Genomic DNA, 19,818 nt, shown 5'->3' with positions numbered 1-19,818 from the left:
GCTTTGCATCTACTATTTTTTGATGATGCTCTGCCGGGCCGTCGCGCCTAGATCAGCACAAACCACCCTATTCTGCGCACTGTATAGCTATGCTCATAGGGCTTGGTGGGCTTCAAATCGGCGCAATGCCTGCCTTACGACCGCGCAAGCGCTTTTCGATTCCAGGGCAGCTTGGCGAGAAGGATGCCCATGCCGCAGATGTCGGTGATTCCCGCGAACGAGAGGCCAGCTCCCACGAACATTGCCAGATAGATCCAACCCGTCTGCCCAAGCGCGGCCAGTAAGGTGCCGACTAGAACAAGTAACCCCGCTACCAGTCGCACTTGCCTCTCAAGGCTCCAGCGAGTCCGTGTCGTCGCGACCACTGGTTTGCCCGCCTGGATCCAAGCCTTGGTACCGCCTTCGACAAGCATGAGTTCTTTCCCGAAGTTAGCAAGCTGCTCGCACGCAATCCCTGCGCGCTGGCCGCTCTGGCACAGTAGTGCGATGGGACCTGTGCCCAGATCGACCAATCGGGTTCCGAGTTCCTCAAGGGGAACATTGACCGCACCGGGCACGTGTCCCGCGGCGAATTCACCCGGCGACCGGACGTCAACCAATCGAACTGTAGCGTCCCGATCGATCCGCTCCGACAACTCTTGGATACTGATGTGCTGTTTCATAAACCCTTGCGGAGCAAAGCCCCTCCCTACTTCTACTCCGTGTGAACAGCCGGTTGCTTCGCAGATGGGTAGTATCCGGTCTATGAAACGGATCGCTTTGACCAGTGCTTGTGTGCTTCTGGGAGTCAGCGCGCTCGCAGAAGACCTGACCGCTCCGAAGGAGATCAAGGATCTTGGCTGGATGATCGGCACTTGGTCAGCCGAAACGAAGATCAAGTTTGGGGCCAAGGAGACAAAGATCGCGTCATCCATGATCGTCTCGTACGACGGAATGTTCTTGAAGGCAGTGGCGACCGACAAGTCGGATGATTTCACGCTGACCAAGACGACGATGACCAGCTGGGATGCGGCCCAGTCCCAGTACGTCAGCTATGCGTTTACGAACATTGCCCCTACCGCACGTATCGCACGCGGGACCATGATCGAGGGCAAACTCGTCCTGACCTCGGATCCCTGGGAGGCCGAGGGGATGAAGACCGCCATTCGGGAAACCATGTGGAAGGTATCTGAGAAGAAGATCGGACTGAAGATGGAGATGCAGGTCAAAGACAAGTGGGTCACCGGCATGGACCTTGTCATGACGAAGAAGTAGAGCCCCGCCCGAGGTGCGGTAACGTTCAGTCGATGAGCACTTCAGACCGCATCGTCATTGAGCACGCGCACGTCGTACACCCATTGCGCAACCCTCCCGCGAGCGGAGGCTGGCTTGCGCATCACAACGACCGGATCCTCGATTGGCTTGCGAACCACGTCCTGGCGTCCATGATCATGTTTGACATCGCACTGATCGTGCCGCTGCTGGCGATCCCCATGTCCGACAGCGTGAAGATCACACTGGGTGTGATTTCGGGCTCATGGATCCAGTGGTGGGCGCTCCCCGCGCTACAACGCTCGCAGGTCAAGGCGGACCAGAGCCGCCAAGCGAAAGCCGACGCCGACCACGTTGCACTGACTCACATCGCCAACACGGTGGATCTAATCCTGGCGAGACTCGATGCAAAGGGAATTTGATGCTGGATCGGAACTACAGAATCTGCGGCGTCACCGCTCATAAATCAAGGTAGCAAACATGGCTCATGGCAAGATAGCGCGGTGAGTCCAGAGGCAGTCTTGTTGGAATCGGCGACTGGTCTCCTCTTTGAGCATCGAAGCCGCACGGGTGGAGACCAGTCCAACCGACCGTGCCGAGTCCATGTTCTCACGGAATGTTCCTGCATAAGGTCGCGGCTGGATAAGGAACTCCGGGCTAGGGTTTGGCATCAATGTGTTGGCCGCGTGTAGTTCACACCGCAGCAGCTCGCTCAACACCCTCAATCGAACAGAAATCCTGAATCGATGCGCAGCTGCCGACCGCCCCTACGTCCCAGCAGGACGGCTGAGTTCGCTCAGGCGGCCAGTATCCCAGGGCGTGAATCCTAGGCCCAACGACTGCCGGAGACGGTTTGCAGCGCGGAGTTCGCGCCGGGCGGACTCCCCATCGCCCATCCGCCAGGATGCTAGTGCATGGGACTCCCGCGCGTAGAGTTCCAAATGCAAGCTCAGACAACGTGAGGCCCGGCGCGCCAGGTCGGCCAGCACCTTCACCGCCATTTCCGGCGCACCCTCGTTCAGATAAGTCTGTCCCTGCGCCAGCAACGTGAGCAGCGAGATATGCGAATCGTTGGACTGCAACCCGATCCCCTCGATGTTCCGCAGCGCTTCCAACGCCTCGCGGTTTCGCATATCGCTCGATAGAAAGACCGCCAACAGAGCCTGGATCCGATTCCACTCGGGTGCAGAGACACCGGCAGTATCGCCTGCTAGCTGAATCAAACGAATTCCTTCCACCGCGTTACCAGCGTGGTGCATCAACGCTCCTCGGGCCGTGCTGACCATCGCCGCGTTTGGGGATCGGCCTCCCGCCAAGCCTTGGACTCGCTCCATGGTGCGCGCCGCTCCCGCGGCTCGGCCCAACAAGGCGTAGCCGCATGCCAATGTGCAGGAAGATCGGGTGAGCAGTTCGGCATCTTGCCGCTCGATGCCAAACTGAATAGCCGCCATCATGTACGGCTCACCATCTGCGATGTTCTGCATCGCCCCGAGGCAGACCCCTTTCCAGTGCAAACCCCAGCCATAGAGGCCACTGGAGCGGTCCGTGGCTGTAAGCCCGGCCTGAACAATGGGTAGTAGCTCCTTGGGGGCAATCCCTTCGACGATCTCGGCATGATCGCGCAATAGGGTCAGAGTCTTCGAGGGATCGGAATTCGCATACCACCGCAGCAAGGTGAGAACGCTATCCACGATCGACCCACCCTGCTCCAGGGCAGGCGAATCGAGTTCTCCGGTTGCAAATCTGAACTTACGGCGCTGACGTTCGAACCACGGTTCTGGAAACTCAGGGAGGAAGACAGCGTTTGATTCAGGGTCAGTTTCGAACACATCGGAGCTAAGTCGAATGTCGGGTGCAATGCGGCAGACCGTACGGCTGGCGATCACAAACTCGTGGGGCAGAACCTTACGGAGGTGGGCGAGCGCTTGGCGCAGACTCGCCTGCTGAGAGACCACGGGGAACTCTGGCCAAAGTGCCTCTTGCAAGCTGACGCGATCGAGCGAGCGATCGGCAGACGTGGCGAGAATAGCGATCAGGCCTTGAGCCTTTCGCATCGTGATTGGCACAATCACTCCGTAAGGATCGACGAGTTGAAACCCACCGAAGAGAGTTAGTTTCCAGCACGGCATCTCGACGTTCAGTGTACAAGCGCTTCTGAGCACATTGCCCTCCAGATTCACGAAGTTCCGTGATTCTCCGTGAATGCTCAGGTCGGCGTGCCGCGGCTCGGCTTAGCATGTAACTGCCGGGAGAGCACCTTGCGCCTGGTGGAGAGGTAATCCAATGAGCGGAAAATACATTTATCCTTTTTTAGTACTTTCGAGTGTTGGGACACTCGCGCACGGTCAAGTGGTTTTGACGAGTAACGGTTTTGGTGTCGTCGCAAACATCATCAACACAAACACGACGATCTTGCAGAGCAATCAGGACTCCTCGACCAACGCCGCTGGCGGCTCGGTGAGCACGAGCATTACCGGGATTCGCTCTGATTACGCCGTCACCACCCAGCACCTGGGCGAAGCAGCCGGAACGACGGTGCTGAACTCAAGCGGCTTCAGTGCGAATTTTGCCATGCACTCGAAAACGACCTACCTAAGCGGTGGAAACTCGTTCATCGGTCAAGCGACCGATTCGGGCTTTGGGCAGACGATCAAGTTTAAGGTTTCCTCGGCGACCCAGTTCAAGGCGAACCTGAGTGGCATCATTACGACGGCTCATCGGGCCTATCAACCTTCGGGGCCCATGGGTTCGTTTTTCCTGATCTTCCGGTTGTACGGGTCCGGGGTCGGCTACCTCTTCAATTCGGAAGTTCAGAATAGTGGTGCACTCTCAAATGTGCCATTCAGCCAGATGGTTTCGCTGATGCCGGGAGTGGACTACGAACTCACATTGAATGCAGCGTGCAACGCCGGAACGGTGAACTATGCTTCGAACGAGGCTGGGCCAGGAGCCTACGGCGAGACGGCATTCAACGGAGCCTACTCGTTACAGGCGGTGCCCGAGCCTGCCACTGCAGCATTCTTGGTGGTTGCGCTGGGAGCGATGGCACTGCGCCGCCGCTCCTAGATCCGGCTACTTTGCGGTTCCATCTGCACTCCTCCTTCGGGAGGGGTGCCGCCTTGCCCCGTTGACGAGACTGACGAACCGGACGCATGACCTATGCGTAGGGGCGCAATAGAGGTTCAGACGATCTTTGAAGCATGCGGCGGTCGGCGTTACGCTGCAGTCAGGTGCGACGAGGCGCATAGTCAATGAATTTGACCCAACCACGTCCGACGTCACAACCGTCGCGAAGCAGAAACTACATTGACCGGGTGTTATTCATCGGTGCTCGCGACCACCCTAACGCCGTGTCCAGGTGTTTGCATCGGCATCCACCGCTTCCAGCGAGCTCGCCTCGGGCTCACCACCGCCTCTCGGAAGTGAGCCAGCGGTGGGACGCGATCCTAGCCCGTTAGCGGACCTGTACCGGTACGAACCCATCCGGGCCGGGCTGGCATTTCCCTGCCGAGATTCGGAAGGTCGATGTCTGTCCTACCCTACCCGCCTCGACGCCCCCGACAAACACTCGCAGCGGGCGACTCATGTCCTCGGCTCCGCTAAAGGTGAGCGTGATTGTCAGCACCGCATTCGATTTCACAGCGTCGCTCCACTCAGTCTTTAGCGTCGCTTGGGCCGTCGTCAATCCTGAAGTCAATTGAGCCCGGCGCAACATCAGCTCATCGATTGCATCGTAGGAATCTTGCCGCAGCCAAAGTCCCATGATGTAGGGCTTGTACCGGAGCCGCTCTAGGAGCACACACTCGGAGTAGTCCTTCCACGCCAAAAAGAGCTCTTGGTCGCAGACTGCTTTCATGCCCGTCTTGAGAATGTCCCGAGCGATGCCGAGACTGAGCTTTTGTATCTTCTTAGTCCGCGCTTCCGCGAGCTTTTCGGGAGAGAGTCCTGCCGGCGACGGCATGTAAGAGTAGCCCTTCGCCAGGCCCTCAGTTTCCTTCGCGAGCGCAGCGATCATGCTCGACTGCCGAGCGTACGACTCTGCCGTGGAGGAGGCAGCCCTTGCCGAAGTTGCCCACAGCGTAAGAGGCGTCTCGATCCTCGCGTGGACCCACGCCCCGATGAGTTGGTTCGTTTTGTCCTTCGCGTATCGCGTTCCGGTCTCTTTGAACAGCCGGTTCAGCCCAACGGCCTTGGCGTTCTTCAACGTCAAAGCGTCCCTCAGATCGGCCTGCGAGTAAGCCTTGTTGATGATGTCCTCGGGGGACCCCGGTGCAGGTTTGTCATCAGACTTTGGGATGATCTGCTCTATGATGTTCGCTTCGAGTTCCTTTTGAGCCACCGACATGGCGAGGCCGACGTAACCACCCGATGCAAACGCTTCGGAGAAGTCAATTAAGTGGAACCAAGCATCGATCGCCGCCTTCTCGACTGCGACCACCATGATCTTTGATGCCAGGCGATTGCCCGAGGCAACAGACGCGGCTGCAGCCTGCTGGAAGGCATGCTTCCGCTCCGCCTGAGCCTCCTTCATGCCTTGGATCACCTCCTCAATCGCCGCGATCTCACCGTCGATGTCGTCCAGGTTTTCAGTCGCATTCACTGATCGTGCTCGCAACACCTCACGACCTTCGCCCTCTACTGACACGCCGATCAGACCAGGGTACGGCGTTTCAATGTGGACTATGACGGCTAGCAACTCTTTGTCCAGCTCGCGCAGCTCATCTCGTTTCCCTTCCACCTTCGCAGTCAAGTCCAAGGCTGCATTCTGCAATTGGATCGACATCTGGTCGATTTGGAGCGACTCGTTGCGCAAGCTATCGATCCCAGCAAGCCACTTCTTCCTCAGCCCTTCAGCGGGCGTCCCGCGCAGCTTCTGGTCGATCACCTCGCCGATGATTTTGATCGTCTTACTAAGCGTCTCGAATTCACCCGGCTTCACGGCGCCGCCATCCGCAGCAGTTACCAAGAGTTCGTTGCGCATCTGACACTGTCGTTCTTGCTCTTCGATGAGTCCCCGAACATCCGCCGACTTCATTTCCAGATCGCGAATCACCTTCAGGTCATCTTCAAGACTCACCATCTTCTTCCCTACCGCTGCTTGCCGGTCCGCAAGCGCGTCCAGCCTTGCCACTAGGTCTGAAGGACTCTCAACGAGCGCAGTTATCTCGCGCTCCAGATCGGACTTCTTCATCGCAAGGTCGCGTGCTTTTGCACGCAACGTGTCGTTATTCGAAGTCATCTTCTGCGTGAAGTCCATGGGCGCAAGCTTGAGCGTAAACCGCGGCGCGTCGCGCCCTTCGGTCTTGGCGGGTTCGGGCAGAGCCAAGGTCAGGAAGTAGCCCAAGAACTGCGCTTCCGACGGCGATACCTGGACGTCTGGGTACGGAAACTTCTCTACGAACGGAATGCCCTGGAATCCAGACGCGCTCGTTCGATAACCCATGCGTTTGCGCTGGTTCGGATAAGTCTGGGGACCGTTATACGATGCGCCGTACCAAACGATGAAGAACCGCTCTTTCGCGTAGTTCGCCTGCTGGAAGTACAGATCGTCCTTTGCCTTTGAACGCGAACTCAGGTCTTGCCGGAGTGCCATGAGCCGCGCGCCGATCGCGTGGTGCTTGTCCGTGATCCACTGCGATGCATCCTGCATCAGGTGCACGAAATGGTCGAAGTCGATCCGAGCCGCTGAATCCAGAATCGCCTGCTCGGACTGCTTGATGGCTGCGAGTTCGCCGCTCGGCCGATCCCGGTTTTCCCACATGGCCTTGTCCCTGCGGTCCCAGTGCGCCTGCATCCTGTGCTGAGACTCAGCACTGAAGTAGCCCGCATACAGATCCGGCAGTCGCTGGTAGATCACCCACTCCCAACCAATGGCGGGGACATACGCGCCCAAGACGAGGTTCGAAAATTGAACTTCGTCGATCTTGCCCGCGCTGAAGTCGCTTCCTGCCTTGCGCACGCCTTCGAGCCAGCGCCTCGACTGGACAACGGCGTCGATGTCCCCCGTCGGCATACCCACAATGAACGCCTTATCGACGTCCTTTTCCGTCATCCGATCGCACTTAACAGCGTCGAAGTAATACTTCGGCAGCCCAACGATCTTGCCCTTCCAGTTGCGGCGCTCGAGGTCTAGATTCGGCCCCAAGGTCTGGAGGTAGCCGATCGCGTCGTAGTAGTACTCAGGGAGCGATCGCGGGTTGACAACGACCGAGATCGCATCGTCAATCTTGATGTTCGCTTTGCTGGATTCCGGTCGGTAGGTCCCGCGCACCTCGACCCTAGTCTGGCCGACCCGACCCGCAACGAGGCGGATTGCCCCGGATGCGGTGGCTTCCGCAGAGCAGATCGCTGCATCGGCCGACTTGGCGCTGATGCTGATCCGCTTGAGGTTTGCGTAGGTGGTTACGGCTCGACTCTCACCCACGGTGAGTGACACCGCCGGGGGCGCGATGGCGTTCGAGGTACCGAGAAGCAGCATCAACGCGACGGTTGCGACCATACACGCAATTGTACATAGACTCATGGGCGAATGTAGCAATTTTCTGTACAAAAGAGTGCCGGCTAAAAACTGCACCAGTGATGTGCAAATTGGCTCGTTTGCGACTCGCCTGTGCAGTCGTCCTGGCGGGTACACAAGGATCTAGCGCTCCGGAATTTCGCGCTTGAATTCAAACCGTCGCGGTGTGCCGCCTTTCAGATAGCCGATGGTAGCCGACAAGATCCCATCTTCGCGTAACTCATATACGATCCGCTTCGGATAGTCATGCCGTGGATTGTCAAAGACCGCGCGATTGGCACCCAGTTCAGTTAACACAAACTCAGTCGGAGCGGCCCCATTCGGCTGGGCGATGTAGACCAGCCCACCCTCGCGCTCAACGATGCGCAAGTACTCAAACGCCGTCATCTTGCCCCTGGAAACCGTCCTAGAAGTTGCCAGCATGGCCCCCCCTTCCGCTGGTCCCCAGCGTTCGTCCATGGCGATGGAACTGTTGGTTCCACGCGTACCTGTCCAAGCGCCCACCAACCAGGCAAGATCGGCAAGTGTCGCTTGGGCAGGGGTCGGAAGCGCAATGTCTTCGCGATGCTGGTACAGCGCCACAGAATCGGCAGCCGACACGCCATTTCTGGCTCGCACGATCAGCCCTTCGCGAGTAGGGCTGAACTCTCTCCGCGTGAAGCCGTTGGCCCCGCCACCGGAGGCACGGACGAATTCAACTTCGTAGGAGAAGATGCCGTCCTTCACAAATCCGCGGTATCGCGTGAGGGTACCTTCGGGCTTACCGAGAATCTCAGTCGGAGAACCATCAAGCTTAAGTCGCACATCACGGTGGCCGGAGCCGTGCCCACTAACCAAGATGACCGCTCCCGCTTCGGTGCGCAGTTCGAATTTCGAACTCATCGGCGGGCCGAGCTGCTCCGGGGCGCGCCCTTCAGTGCGATCATCCACATACACCCACTCGCCATTCAGTGCCGCGAGGCCATCCGGAGACGAAAGAGCGAGCAAGCAAGGGGCGATTTGGGCGGACACGACCAACACTGTCAGCACCACTGCTACAGACATCGCCCGAGAACCGCGATAGGGACGTGAGCTCATTCTAGTTTTTGGATACTTTACTTTTGGCTCACCCAGTTCCTCAGTACCGCAGGCGAGCCGCGTCTTTCACCATTTCAACGCAGCGAGCGCGTTCCTCGGTCCGCCGTGGAAACAACACCCCCTCTGCATGCAGTGCAACTACGCTGAATCCAGCAAGCGAGGTACCTCGGTAGGATGGGGTAAGAGATGTTCAATAAGGGCGCATAACCGATGAACACTCACCGAAGAGAAGACGTCACCCTCCGGCAAATCGCTTACGTAGCCGTAGTGCTACTGGGGCTGTGGTTTCTGTACTCGCTATGGGATCGGACCTCGCGATTGGAGCGTCAAGTGGAGTTCCTGGAACTCATCCGAGCCGGGACACCTGCAGAACGGCTCGACGCCTATGGCCAGGAGCTTAGTTAGACCTTCGCGATCGAGTACGAAGTGCACCCGTCCGTGCCCCGAAACTATGACAGCCCAGGCGTATCCAATATTCGACTGAGGGATGTCATCGTCGTCGTGAATCGAGAGTGCACCATCGTAGCCACGCTCCATTTCTCAAGCGAATTCCGCCACGATCAATTCCGCATGAACCTCAGATTGGATCTGTGAGCCGTCGTGAGGCCAACCGTCGAGTCGGGTGGCATCAAAGACGCGAACATCCGGCGGGCTAGCCAGGCATGGCGTCACGGCTGCCATGAACGCCGCGAACGACCCTGCGGCAGAGTGCGCGTCGAGCGCCGCTTTGCGCTCCGACTCCTCGGCGAACACGTTTGCCCACCTCCCCTACTCTGCTTCAAACAAGTGATGGATGAAGCTGCTTGGGCGATCTAGAAACGCCCGCATCAGTTGCACGTGCTCCGTCTCCGTCCATTTGCTTTCCGTGATCCCGTTCTCTTGCAGCAGATACAGGGTCGAGTTTGGGTAAGCCATCAGGATCGGGGCGTGGGTCGCGATCAGGAACTGTGCTCCACGATCTTGAACCAGGTTGTGGATGATCCGCAGAAATGCCAGTTGCCGCTGGGGTGACAGCGCCGATTCCGGTTCGTCCAGGAGGAACAGCCCACCACCACTGAACCTGGTACCGGCTAGCATCAAGAAAGTCTCGCCGTGCGATTTGCCGTGCAGCGAAACGACCCCGTAGTTGTTCAACATCGCGACTGGATCACTGATCTCGTCCATGTAGGAGGCCACGTTAAAGAAACTCTCGGCACGCAAGAAGAATCCGTCCTTTTCGCGCAACACACCGCGCCGCAGCTTGATGGCATCTGCCAGCGGGTAGCTTTCGCTATGGGTGCGAAAGTTCATGAACTTTGAACCGCCCTCGGAGTTAAACCCGGCGCAGACGGCGATCGCTTCCAGCAACGTGGATTTTCCTGAGCCGTTCTCGCCCACAAAGTAGGTCACTGCTGGGTGCAGAGGTAACCGGTCCAGATTTCGGATCGCGGGAACCGAGAACGGGTACTTGTCAAACGATTCGACTTCGTCGCGGATCAGACGAACTTCAGTGAGATAGCTCATTTTTGAGCCTTCGTGAGGTCAACCGTCGAGGCGGGCGGCGTCAAAGACGCGGACGTCCAGCGGGCTAGCCAGGCATGGCGTCACGGCCGCCATGAACTCCGCGAACGAAGGTGCGGCCGAGTGCGCGTCGAGGGCCGCTTTGCTCTCCCACTCCTCAACGAACACGAAGTGGTTCGGGTCATCGGGGCTGTGGAAGAAATCAAAGGCTAAGCATCCCGGCTCTTTGCGAGAGTTGGCGCGGTGCCTCTCGCTGAGGGCGATGACGATGGCACGCAAACCTGGGTTGAGCCTTCCGTATACAGTCAGGACGATCATGCGGGCAGTATGCACCTTGCCTTGCGATTGCTGCCACCAAACCCCGCCTCTCAGCGCATCTGAGAGACGGGGACGATGCCTTCGCTCAGCGGGGGCGACGGCGGCGAAGAGCCACAGCGAGCCCTGCGCCAACAGCGAGGATGGATGCGGGCTCGGGCACAGTCTGCAGGTAGCCCATGCTCGTGCCGGTCTGGATGAGGCCGCTGTCCGCCCAGCTGGAGCCATTCCAACTCAGGCGCGAAATGCCACCAACGCTATGCCGCGAGACGAACATCTCATTGCCATCCGGGCTAAACGCAACCCCGATCGCACCGGCAACATTGGCCACTTCGCTGGAACCTGTGGGAACGAAACCGGAGTCTAGAGTCACCCTAAACACACGGCTTGTGTTGAATGAGGTCACGAAGAGCGCCCCATTGGCCCACGCCATCTGGTGCATCGCGCTCGCGCCGGCGACGTTGAAGTCTGCGAAACTGCCGAATCCGCCCGCAGTCAGGTCGGTCACGCGGATAACACTTCCGGTCGTGGTCTCGAACAGCTTCTTACCGTCGGGCGAAATCCACGCATCGCGGACCGCGCCGCTGGTCGTCTTGCCGATCTTGACGTAGCCGCTCCCGGAGTTGCGGTATCGAATGGTGCCGTCGTTCACAGTCGTGGCGAAGAGGTCGCCGTTCGGCGCGAAGCCAATGCCATGGAAGCCCTGCTCGGAGGACTGGGTTTGGGTAGCAACGGTAGTCACATTGCTCAAGACGGTGCCGTTCCAGTCGGCGCTCTGAACAGAGCCGAGTCCGAGCGTGTTGCCGTGTCGATTGCCGATGTAGAGCTTGCCGTTACGAAACGCCAGTCCAACCGGGTCGTTCAGCGCGGTTGCCGGCAGACCCGGGCCAGAGTTCGCGACACCGCCGGTGCCACTGAAGCCATATTGGCGAACTGCGCCGTACAGTGCGGTGTTGTTTCCGTTAGAACCAGCAGCACTTTCGGCAGCAAACAACGAGAATGGTGCAGCCCAAGCCGAGCCGACAAGCCCGATGCTCGTCCAGACGGCGAGGGTGCGATTAACCTTTTTCATGTCCTTCTCCCAAATCAAATTAGCATCCGGCCCGAGATTGGGCAAGTACCACAATAAGTGTATCGTAACATCGCGTGATCGAGAAAACGTCAGTGACACATTTGGACTAAGCGTTTGAATTCAGGAAACTCTGGATCCAGCAAGCGCTCACATCGGGTGTCCTAGCCCGTGCTCTTCCGCAGCGGAGACTGACTGCCCACGCCTTGGATCGAGCCTCCATTGTCGATTCCGTTGGCATTGTGATTGACTAGTTCCTGAAGTGGTCGCACAGGATTCAAGTCAGCGGCATAATGCAGCGATGGATCGCATCGAACACTGCAAGCATGAGGCCGTGGCGAATATGGAGTTCTTTCTTCGGAACTTCGCGCACGTTCCCGACGACAAGCTAACCTGGACACCCACGGCGAACTCAAAATCGGCCCTCCGGATCGGCGCTCACGTCGCGATCCACACCAGCGTCTTCGCCAAAATGATCCGCGAACGAAGTTGCCCCGCACCCGACAATCTGGAGTCTTGGCTCGCGAAACGCGAGGCTGAGGAGACCTCGATAACCACCCGCGAAGAGATGGAGCGAGTCTTCCGCCAGGGTACGACTGAGGTGCTCGAAGCGCTCGATACCCTTCAGCCCGAAGAAATTGCGACCGAACTCGATTCCGGGCAGGGTTGGACAATGCCTATGACTCAGGTCATGGGGCTAGCTGGCTGGCATGCAACCCTCCACGCGGGCCAGATCGACTACCTGCAGACTTGCTGGAACGATCAGGAAATCTACGTGGGGTGATCGCTGAACGGGTGGAAGCTACTTTGCGCGGATGCGGTTGTTCTTCGCATCATGCGTGATCTCAACCAATCCAAGAGCCTCTAGGAGCGGTGGGACGTAGACTCCAAATCGCCCCCTAAGACCCTTCTTGAGTCCGTACCACCCACCGATAGGGTTTTCCAGAGAGCGCCCCCAGGCTTCAAAGGTCCCTTCTTTTGCTGACTTCTGTTCGTCTGCACCGCCAAGATCCATCCAATCGCCGTGCGCCCTGAGCATCGCGACCGAATCTTCGATGCACCGCGCGTCATAGATCAATGTGGTGGAACCGACCTGACAGTAAATGACCCCGTTTCCATCCTGTGTATCGAAGTACATTTGGTAGTTCGACGTGCCGGGCGGGGTCTTGAGCAGATAGGGGTTCTCCTTGCCGCGCTTCTCCATCAAATCAATCTGACGCAAACCACTCGGCACTGTCAACCCAAGCCTGGGCCGGCCCCAGCGGTGCGGGGGCTGCAGCGCGCCCGAGCAATCCCGCAACTGAACACCCGGTCACAAACGCCCACCAGCGGGACGATAACAACTACGGACCCCGGGGACGCCAAACATGCTCAACTCAAGAACCTCTCTGATTCTGTGCTCGGCACTCGTGTCGAGCTTCGCCCAGGCATTCGTCGTCGGCTACGATGATGCTTCTGATCCTGCCTATAGCTCCGGGTGGGCTGCTTTATCGAACGGCGGGTTCGGGTTCGGGCCTTGGTTCCACTCGGCCGTTTCCACGAACGGGCTTGGCAACTCCAACACCAATGGCTCTCTGGGTGGGCCAGGCATCAATACTGCTGGCAAGTCGTGGAAGAGTCAACAGGGGGTCAACTGGAACGGTGCCATGGCCAATCGTAACATTGGCAGCTTCACCGTCGGCAACTTGTTCGAGATCGATGTTGATTTTGGCGATCTTAACGTTGGCATGCAGACCATTACCGTCTACGATACGGCCCTTACGGACTTCATCCAAGTTCAGTCCTACGGTGGTCTTGGGTTCATGACCATCCAGACTTTCGCAGGAACCACGACGACGAGCGTGCCGTACAGCGACGGAGGTTTCCGCCTCGGCTTCGCGTACGTCTCGGCTACCACGGTCGATGTGAGCATCACGACGTTGGCGACCAGCAACACGGCCACGTACTCCCTGCTTTACGGGGGCGTCGCGGGTTCGCACGAGCTCTCCATCGGCGGAAACCACCCAGTGGCCTTTCAAGAGCTCTATACCAACCGACTCAAAATGACTTCGCCTGTGCCCGAACCGGCATCGCTCGCGGCGCTCGGGCTTGGGTTGGTGCTGCTCCGCCGTCGGAGGTAGATGGCGGGGTGAACCAGATTCGTGCCACCAAAAAGGTAATTCGAGCAAATTTGTCGTATCGAGTGATTCGTGAGGATGATTCCAAAAATGACAACTAGTTCGCTTGTTAGCCGGGCTTTATCGTTGCTCGGATGCGCCATGGCTTCTTCGTCGGCATTCTCCATCGGCAGCTACTCGTTTCAGCGGCTGCCCGATCTTGGCTTCGGCGGCCAAGCGCTGGGTATTGGCGATGGACCATTGGGTGGCGTTATGGACTTCAACGACATGGTCGTGGGCTACGTCAACAATGGAATCGGCGGATCTACGGCCACCGCATGGAAACGCTCCGGCGGTGTCTGGGGCGGTTTGAAGGGAGCATTGTCGCTCGCTCTCGCCATCGGGCTTCCGGAAGGGATTCCGTTTCGAGAGCAAGTCGTAGCCGTCACTTTTGGCGTGGTTGCCCTTTTCGTGATCGTTCAAGGGATGACTATGCCCCTTCTGATGAGGAAACTTGGGCTCGTTGGTTAGCGGAGGAGACCCTTGCTGTTCGAATCCCGTTTGGTGTGACGGTGATTTTAGGTTCAAAATGAGGTGGTACACCAAAGTGTACGCGCTTAGAACCGCGGTCCGATGTGTCTAGAACTTCCGCGAAATCCATTTGGCCGAGTGCGCGTGCGGCGAGGGTGTGTCCACAAATGAGGGCCGGATCCATTTCGACTTTACCTCCCCAAGGCGGACGTCCTACAATCCACATTAAAACTCCGTTCGAGTCGCTTCAACCCAGACATCGCGATCTGAAGGAACATGCTCAAGCATGGCCAACACAACCCTTTCTACAATCGCGTATCCACGCAACACATCTGCACGCTTAAGAGCGGCCGACTCTCCGTGGATATCAAGATTTCGTGCTCTTCGCAGGTGCCCCCAGAGAAGCGCTCCATCGTCCTTCGAGTACGGTACTTCGAGTCGCGTGACGACAGCGTTCCACTTGTTTCGGAGGGGGTGCTCGTTTACACGCGCCAACTGGGTCACAATAAGGCTGCGGATTCGATCTGCTGCACCCTTCTCCATCCCGATATTCACCAGGTATTCGTGGATGGGTTCCTTTATTAGGCGCTGAATCTCCTTGAGTTGCGCCGGAATAAGAACTGCTTCCATGATCTCGCTGCCCGCGACGTATTCAATGGCCCGAAACAAGTGGCTAACTCCGTCGACCGGGTTTTCGGCTTCTCGGCATTGCCTCATGGCCCTCAGAGCGCTGACGAGACGTGTCTCACTGCCGGTCCTTGCTCCTGGTGAGATATCCAGAGCCCTCGAAAGCGCTGATGAGGGCTCGCCAGAATCAATATAGCCGCGAGTAGCCTTCTTGCCGCTGTCAAGGTGCTCATCAAACCAACGTGTCCAATATCGTTGCGGGTTAGGATGAACTTCTCGAAGGTACGCCCAACGGGACCGACGAGTGTCTAGCCCACGGATTCGCCGATCGTATGAGTTCCACCTGAAGCCAGATTGAGTGGTCAAGGCTGTACGGTTAAGAACTAGCGAGACCGCATCCAAGACCTCGTTGCTCCGATCGAGTCCATCTTGGAAGCCCTCCACGAACCCACAGCAGTCGATTGGCATCCGGATTCGAACGGGATGTTCCCATTCTTCTGGAAGTTCATCCTTGCGGAACGAAGCCGCAATGAGATCATCATCAAAAGTCCCCGACGATTTCCAGTCGTAAATGAGGGCATTCCCGATCAGGAGAGATTCACCGATGTCTGCGATGGCAGGGCACGGGAGGACGTAATGGAATGTCCGCCGCCTGAATAACTCAACTCGATCTGCAAGGCTGCCCGTTCCAGAGAACTGGCTGATGTAGGCGGGGTCAGTCAATCCAGGGTCGACGCTCTTCAGCATGTAGAACAAGATTTCTTCGGGTTTCAAACCCTTGCCGAACTTTCCTCCAGTCTTGAATTCCTTCATCTGGAGCGCCATGCCTTCTCCCGTCAGGGTAAGCGTAGTCTCGTCAAAGTTCGCTTCGACGACGAACCCATGAAAAACTGACACTGGCTCCGAGTTCGGAGTTTGCCGAATCAGGACGTGAAGTCGTGCCCCAAGGTCCACGGAAGCTAGAACGTCTGGCTCAAACTTCAATAGCAGTCGAAACGAGTCCTTCATCGCTTCAGCTAAGTGGAGGTTGCTCTCGGGAAGGAGTAGCTCTGAGACCTCTGCCGAGCCTATTCGAACGATCCAACCGCTCAAATCTGCGACCTCAAATACTCTCTTGCCTTCAAGCTTGCGTCGGCGCTCAGCTTTGTTGTTTGGAGGTGCAAGAAGTATTGCTCCACCAAGATCAGCAGCGTGTGTTCGTCGATTGGATTGGGCAATGCGCCTAGAAGCACGTAAGTCTCGGCCGACCTAACAAGTTCGACAAACGCTCGCGTATCTTCAAAGGGGCGGAATCCGGCTGCTTCCAATGACTCGATCAATGCGGGTGTTCGCAACTGAAGTAATCGCTCGACGCCAATGTCGTCGCGAAGGCTTAAAGCACCGATGATTGCCGTTCTGATTGCGGCAAGGGCGGTTGGGGTTGTCGAAAGATAGTCGCCATAGAATGCGCGTCCAAGCTGTGAGAACAACTGGCCTAGATCTGCGGAGAGAGTGACCTGCTGAGCGTGAACTTCATAACCGTGAGCTTGCAGCCAGGCCGTCCTTGCGTTCAAGTAGTCAACCAACCCTCTCTTGAGGCGGCTCCACATTCCCCTAAAGTTGCGGAGGATGTAAGGGTGTTCGCGAAGCGGGTCAATCGCAGCCTTAGCGTGACTGCGATCAAACGATCCGTCTGGATTTCGACGAGGAAGATCCTGAACGGCGATTATTAGCAACTTGAGCAGCGACGTCACGCAAATCTCAAGCGCGATCGAAGTCCCTTTGCGATGATCTTCAGAGATCCTCGCTTCCGCAGCTTCCCTGTAAAGCAGAGTGAGCCGATTGGGGTCAGGGATGACTGCATCCTTAAGGAAGGCCCCTTCGGGAAGAGTCTGCAGCCTCATCATATCTGTAGATAGGTCAATCTGAACTGCGATGAACCATTCGGCGATCTTCTCCCTTAGGTCGGTTAGACGATCCCGATCGATGAGCTTCAGCATGTCACGGGACTCAAGCTCATTGAGGCGCTGATCAAACACCCTTACCATATGGAGGAGGCCGAATTGGTCGTACCGGTCTGTCTTAGATTGGGCACAGCTTCCTTGGTCGTCGGTGCTCAAAGCTCACCCCGAAACGCTTTAAATTGAACTGCCCGCTGGCCAAAAGCTTGCTCACTCGGTGACGAAATCTCTATAACCATCCGGCAAAACTTCTGAATAGGCGCTGTGCTCACAACTAAGGATTATGGATGAGCCAGCAGAACTTGCTTTGAACCTGTCAGTTCTAATCCCGTCCAGGCGGTTAGATTCTGAATCCGGAAATTTGCGTTCTGAACCTATAGGACGCTTCTAGAACTTATCTGATGCTATCCATGACCCCAGCAAACCGCAGATAGTCAGCGAAATACTCTGGTAGACCCGCTTCGACCAATCTGGGAGCAGCTACCTCGACATCATATTTAACACGCACCTGCTCGACGGTGACGCAATCTCGATCAAACGAAACCACTGCATACCCTGCTCTCGGGTCTCCATCTTTCGGCCTGCCGACAGATCCCGAGTTGATGAAGTTCACGCCATCCACGACTCTGTGGAATGGGACGTGAGTGTGCCCAAACACGATGACATCGGCATGAGCGTCGTGCACGCCATCGGGTGTGAATTGGCGAAGGAAGCTGTCAGAACGGTTTTCAAAGAGGTACTCGGTGGTCGAGCGAGGCGAGCCGTGGCAGAGGAGGACCTGCAATCCCTCTACGTCGAGCCGAATCTCTCGGGGTAGATCACGGAGCCACGCTTTGTTCGAGTCTGAAGTGTTTGACCTTGTCCAGAGGAACGATACGTTGCTCATCTCGATATCGAACGGCTTGGTGTAGTGGCAGCCGCAATCATCTTTGTTGAACCCGACACCCTCGTCGTAGTTCCCCATGATAGTGGGGCAACCCATAGACTGGATGAGCTCCTGAACTTCGTTCGGTTGACTGGCATAGCCACCAAGGTCCCCCAGGCAATAGACTCCATCGTAGGAACCACTTTCGATCGATACTTTGACCGCCTCCATCGCAGGGAGATTGGCGTGGATGTCGGAGAAGATGGCGAGTTTTGTCATTCGGATTTGCCTCCGGGCGTCACAAGTGATCGAGGGGTAGTGCCGAGCGAGGCAGTCCAAGGTTCGATGACAACGCGACGGCAGGAGTCCAAGACTTCCTGAATGGGTCCGGCCTCCTTCGCTGCTTTGCCTGCAAGCATTGGCTCTGAGACTCCGGTGACAAGGAGGGACCTGTTGATAACCCAGCCGAACGGTTCGATGCCAGCCCGTCTCAAGTCCGCCTCTAGGCGCTGTGCCTCGTGGACGGGTGTCGGCTCGGGCAGGGCAACGAGAACGACCTTAGTGAATTCAGGGTCGCGGAGTCGTGGAAGAAGCCAGCGAACGGACTCGGGTGCGTCACTTTGGGTTCTTGCCACCTCGCGATGGTATGACTCGGTCGCATCCATGAGTAGAATCGTGTGGCCCGTCGGAGCCGTGTCGATGACGACGAAGCGGTCTTCGCCCTGTGCCACCGCATCCGCGAAGGCTCTGAAGACTGCAATCTCTTCGGTGCACGGTGAGCGCAGGTCCTCTTTCAGCAGGGCCAAGGCGTCCTCGTCCATGACCTCGGCTGCCTTCTGAATGGCTGATTCGCTGTACTTCGCGACTTCGGCGACCGGGTCGATACGCTCGACGATCAGATTGCTGCATGACTCGCCTGCAACATCCAGTACGTTTCCGGCTGGGTCCGTGGTGGTAAGAAGAACGGAATGTCCGTGACTCGCGAGTTCTTGGGCGATCCGGGCAGCCACCTGCGTCTTACCGACGCCACCCTTGCCCATCGTCATGATTACGCCATTTCCGGTTCGTTCGAGTTCGTGGACCAACTGCTCAAAAGACAGATTGCATTCCGGTGGGCTGACAGAGCGGACCTCAGAGGGTCCTTGAAGTGATTCGGAGAGTAGTGCTCTGAGCGCCGCGACTCCGACCACGTTGCCGGGTAACAAGGGAATCTCGGTGCTCGGAATCGACTTCAAGCTACTTGGAATTGAGGAGAGTCCATCTTCCACGACCGCCGCGTATTGCTGAGCAATCGCATCGTCCTTGACCTCTGTGCGATAGACCGCATTGACGAGGAGAAACAGGTTGGCAATGCCGAGCTCAGCCAGCTCGCCTTGTGTCCTGGCAGCTTCCTTCAGGCTAGACCGCTCGGGCCGGGCGGCCAACACGACGGTGGTCAACGTGCGGTCCGCCAATCGCTCAAACGCTTGCCGGTAGAGCTCTCTTTGGTCATGAAGTCCGGCGAGCGGCCCCAGGCAGCTTGCCTCGGCAGTCGTCGTGTTCAGATAACCGCTCCAGGCACTCGGCAAACTGAGGAGCCGGAGAGTGTGCCCGGTAGGCGCAGTGTCGAAGACAAGATGGTCAAACGTTTCGGTGGCGACAGGGTCAGCCATTAGCCGAACGAACTCGTCAAAAGCCGCGATTTCGGTCGTGCACGCTCCCGAGAACTGCTCTTCCATATTGCGAATGACGGCGTCAGGCAACTTGCCTCGGTAGGGTCCAACCACCTTTTCGCGATAAGCCGACGCAGCTGCTTCGGGGTCTAGGTTCGCTCCAAAGAGTCCCTCGATTCCATGGATGGGAGTCGGCTCAGACGTGAGGCGGACTCCGAAAACTTCGTCCAGATTGCTTGCCGGATCCGTACTGACGATGAGCGTCTTCTTGCCGGATTGGGCCAGGCTCAGTGCTGTAGCGCAGGCAAGTGAAGTCTTGCCGACTCCTCCCTTACCCGTGAAGAAGAGATTCCGCGTATTGAGACCTTCTGTCCACAT

20 protein-coding genes are annotated in these 19,818 nt (G+C 57.5%); 7 read left to right on the top strand and 13 right to left on the bottom strand.

All coding sequences use genetic code 11. From position 1 onward, the window contains the following. Positions 1 to 134 precede the first annotated feature (134 nt). Positions 135 to 662 carry a rhodanese-like domain-containing protein gene (locus JNM85_09820; GenBank protein MBL8088348.1) on the bottom strand — a complete coding sequence of 176 codons (528 nt, stop codon included), beginning with the start codon at positions 660 to 662 and terminating at the stop codon, positions 135 to 137. Between the two features lie 82 nt (positions 663 to 744). Here JNM85_09820 and JNM85_09815 point away from each other — a divergent pair, with 82 nt between their 5' ends. Together JNM85_09815 and JNM85_09810 are read left to right on the top strand one after the other, a co-directional pair. Beyond that, positions 745 to 1,254: a hypothetical protein gene (locus JNM85_09815; protein ID MBL8088347.1), complete on the top strand. Its 510-nt coding sequence runs from the start codon at positions 745 to 747 to the stop codon at positions 1,252 to 1,254. Positions 1,255 to 1,286: 32 nt separating this feature from the next. Continuing rightward, positions 1,287 to 1,673: a hypothetical protein gene (locus JNM85_09810; protein ID MBL8088346.1), complete on the top strand. Its 387-nt coding sequence runs from the start codon at positions 1,287 to 1,289 to the stop codon at positions 1,671 to 1,673. A gap of 345 nt (positions 1,674 to 2,018) precedes the next feature. Here JNM85_09810 and JNM85_09805 read toward each other — a convergent pair whose 3' ends face one another. Further along, positions 2,019 to 3,431, bottom strand: coding sequence for a hypothetical protein (locus tag JNM85_09805; protein MBL8088345.1), 1,413 nt, complete (start codon positions 3,429 to 3,431; stop codon positions 2,019 to 2,021). A gap of 103 nt (positions 3,432 to 3,534) precedes the next feature. Between JNM85_09805 and JNM85_09800 the strand changes: the two genes are divergently transcribed. Next, the gene (locus JNM85_09800) at positions 3,535 to 4,317 is read left to right on the top strand and encodes a PEP-CTERM sorting domain-containing protein (protein MBL8088344.1); all 783 of its coding nucleotides are present in this window, start codon (positions 3,535 to 3,537) and stop codon (positions 4,315 to 4,317) included. A 388-nt stretch (positions 4,318 to 4,705) separates the two neighbouring features. Here JNM85_09800 and JNM85_09795 read toward each other — a convergent pair whose 3' ends face one another. Further along, positions 4,706 to 7,750, bottom strand: coding sequence for a hypothetical protein (locus tag JNM85_09795; protein ID MBL8088343.1), 3,045 nt, complete (start codon positions 7,748 to 7,750; stop codon positions 4,706 to 4,708). 141 nt (positions 7,751 to 7,891) lie between these two features. Next, on the bottom strand, positions 7,892 to 8,812 hold the full coding sequence (locus JNM85_09790; GenBank protein ID MBL8088342.1) for a hypothetical protein: 921 nt from the start codon (positions 8,810 to 8,812) through the stop codon (positions 7,892 to 7,894). Positions 8,813 to 9,055: 243 nt separating this feature from the next. Here JNM85_09790 and JNM85_09785 point away from each other — a divergent pair, with 243 nt between their 5' ends. Then, the gene (locus JNM85_09785) at positions 9,056 to 9,250 is read left to right on the top strand and encodes a hypothetical protein (GenBank protein ID MBL8088341.1); all 195 of its coding nucleotides are present in this window, start codon (positions 9,056 to 9,058) and stop codon (positions 9,248 to 9,250) included. Between the two features lie 135 nt (positions 9,251 to 9,385). On the opposite strand, the gene JNM85_09780 is transcribed toward JNM85_09785, so the two are convergent. The 4 genes from JNM85_09780 to JNM85_09765 form a co-directional block, all read right to left on the bottom strand. Then, positions 9,386 to 9,598: a hypothetical protein gene (locus JNM85_09780; GenBank protein ID MBL8088340.1), complete on the bottom strand. Its 213-nt coding sequence runs from the start codon at positions 9,596 to 9,598 to the stop codon at positions 9,386 to 9,388. 15 nt (positions 9,599 to 9,613) lie between these two features. Further along, positions 9,614 to 10,348 (bottom strand): AAA family ATPase, encoded by a 735-nt coding sequence (locus JNM85_09775; GenBank protein ID MBL8088339.1) that lies wholly within the window; start codon positions 10,346 to 10,348, stop codon positions 9,614 to 9,616. An 18-nt stretch (positions 10,349 to 10,366) separates the two neighbouring features. After that, complete coding sequence (locus tag JNM85_09770) at positions 10,367 to 10,663, bottom strand: antibiotic biosynthesis monooxygenase (GenBank protein ID MBL8088338.1); 297 nt, start codon at positions 10,661 to 10,663, stop codon at positions 10,367 to 10,369. Positions 10,664 to 10,748: 85 nt separating this feature from the next. Beyond that, entirely contained in the window at positions 10,749 to 11,732 is a 984-nt protein-coding gene (locus JNM85_09765) for a PEP-CTERM sorting domain-containing protein (GenBank protein MBL8088337.1), read from the bottom strand. Positions 11,733 to 12,030: 298 nt separating this feature from the next. Here JNM85_09765 and JNM85_09760 point away from each other — a divergent pair, with 298 nt between their 5' ends. After that, entirely contained in the window at positions 12,031 to 12,513 is a 483-nt protein-coding gene (locus JNM85_09760; protein MBL8088336.1) for a DinB family protein, read from the top strand. 18 nt (positions 12,514 to 12,531) lie between these two features. Here the strand turns inward: JNM85_09760 and JNM85_09755 are convergent, their stop codons facing one another. Next, entirely contained in the window at positions 12,532 to 12,951 is a 420-nt protein-coding gene (locus tag JNM85_09755) for a hypothetical protein (GenBank protein MBL8088335.1), read from the bottom strand. 145 nt (positions 12,952 to 13,096) lie between these two features. Here JNM85_09755 and JNM85_09750 point away from each other — a divergent pair, with 145 nt between their 5' ends. Together JNM85_09750 and JNM85_09745 are read left to right on the top strand one after the other, a co-directional pair. Beyond that, positions 13,097 to 13,849: a PEP-CTERM sorting domain-containing protein gene (locus JNM85_09750; GenBank protein MBL8088334.1), complete on the top strand. Its 753-nt coding sequence runs from the start codon at positions 13,097 to 13,099 to the stop codon at positions 13,847 to 13,849. A gap of 138 nt (positions 13,850 to 13,987) precedes the next feature. Continuing rightward, complete coding sequence (locus tag JNM85_09745; protein MBL8088333.1) at positions 13,988 to 14,356, top strand: hypothetical protein; 369 nt, start codon at positions 13,988 to 13,990, stop codon at positions 14,354 to 14,356. 225 nt (positions 14,357 to 14,581) lie between these two features. Here JNM85_09745 and JNM85_09740 read toward each other — a convergent pair whose 3' ends face one another. From JNM85_09740 to arsA, 4 genes are all read right to left on the bottom strand, one after another. Further along, complete coding sequence (locus tag JNM85_09740; protein MBL8088332.1) at positions 14,582 to 15,808, bottom strand: hypothetical protein; 1,227 nt, start codon at positions 15,806 to 15,808, stop codon at positions 14,582 to 14,584. A gap of 263 nt (positions 15,809 to 16,071) precedes the next feature. Further along, positions 16,072 to 17,001: a hypothetical protein gene (locus JNM85_09735; GenBank protein ID MBL8088331.1), complete on the bottom strand. Its 930-nt coding sequence runs from the start codon at positions 16,999 to 17,001 to the stop codon at positions 16,072 to 16,074. 316 nt (positions 17,002 to 17,317) lie between these two features. Beyond that, positions 17,318 to 18,067, bottom strand: coding sequence for a metallophosphoesterase family protein (locus JNM85_09730; GenBank protein MBL8088330.1), 750 nt, complete (start codon positions 18,065 to 18,067; stop codon positions 17,318 to 17,320). Then, the gene (gene arsA, locus JNM85_09725) at positions 18,064 to 19,818 is read right to left on the bottom strand and encodes an arsenical pump-driving ATPase (GenBank protein ID MBL8088329.1); all 1,755 of its coding nucleotides are present in this window, start codon (positions 19,816 to 19,818) and stop codon (positions 18,064 to 18,066) included. The genes JNM85_09730 and arsA overlap by 4 nt, the downstream gene beginning before the upstream one ends.

Origin of the sequence: Chthonomonas sp., from assembly GCA_016788115.1 — a bacterium.
Taxonomy (GTDB): Bacteria; Armatimonadota; Fimbriimonadia; order Fimbriimonadales; family Fimbriimonadaceae; genus UBA2391.
The sequence above is the reverse complement of the archived record's forward strand: the minus strand, read 5'-3'. Positions and strand labels throughout refer to the sequence as shown.

Bases quoted from the DNA above. Each gene is read 5' to 3' on its own strand.
- JNM85_09820 (MBL8088348.1), bottom strand. From the start codon at position 662: ATGAAACAGCACATCAGTATCCAAGAGTTGTCGGAGCGGATCGATCGG.
- JNM85_09815 (MBL8088347.1), top strand. From the start codon at position 745: ATGAAACGGATCGCTTTGACCAGTGCTTGTGTGCTTCTGGGAGTCAGC.
- JNM85_09810 (MBL8088346.1), top strand. From the start codon at position 1,287: ATGAGCACTTCAGACCGCATCGTCATTGAGCACGCGCACGTCGTACAC.
- JNM85_09800 (MBL8088344.1), top strand. From the start codon at position 3,535: ATGAGCGGAAAATACATTTATCCTTTTTTAGTACTTTCGAGTGTTGGG.
- JNM85_09795 (MBL8088343.1), bottom strand. From the start codon at position 7,750: ATGGTCGCAACCGTCGCGTTGATGCTGCTTCTCGGTACCTCGAACGCC.
- JNM85_09790 (MBL8088342.1), bottom strand. From the start codon at position 8,812: ATGTCTGTAGCAGTGGTGCTGACAGTGTTGGTCGTGTCCGCCCAAATC.
- JNM85_09785 (MBL8088341.1), top strand. From the start codon at position 9,056: ATGAACACTCACCGAAGAGAAGACGTCACCCTCCGGCAAATCGCTTAC.
- JNM85_09775 (MBL8088339.1), bottom strand. From the start codon at position 10,348: ATGAGCTATCTCACTGAAGTTCGTCTGATCCGCGACGAAGTCGAATCG.
- JNM85_09770 (MBL8088338.1), bottom strand. From the start codon at position 10,663: ATGATCGTCCTGACTGTATACGGAAGGCTCAACCCAGGTTTGCGTGCC.
- JNM85_09765 (MBL8088337.1), bottom strand. From the start codon at position 11,732: ATGAAAAAGGTTAATCGCACCCTCGCCGTCTGGACGAGCATCGGGCTT.
- JNM85_09760 (MBL8088336.1), top strand. From the start codon at position 12,031: ATGGATCGCATCGAACACTGCAAGCATGAGGCCGTGGCGAATATGGAG.
- JNM85_09750 (MBL8088334.1), top strand. From the start codon at position 13,097: ATGCTCAACTCAAGAACCTCTCTGATTCTGTGCTCGGCACTCGTGTCG.
- JNM85_09745 (MBL8088333.1), top strand. From the start codon at position 13,988: ATGGCTTCTTCGTCGGCATTCTCCATCGGCAGCTACTCGTTTCAGCGG.
- JNM85_09740 (MBL8088332.1), bottom strand. From the start codon at position 15,808: ATGGCGCTCCAGATGAAGGAATTCAAGACTGGAGGAAAGTTCGGCAAG.
- JNM85_09730 (MBL8088330.1), bottom strand. From the start codon at position 18,067: ATGACAAAACTCGCCATCTTCTCCGACATCCACGCCAATCTCCCTGCG.
- arsA (MBL8088329.1), bottom strand. From the start codon at position 19,818: ATGTGGACAGAAGGTCTCAATACGCGGAATCTCTTCTTCACGGGTAAG.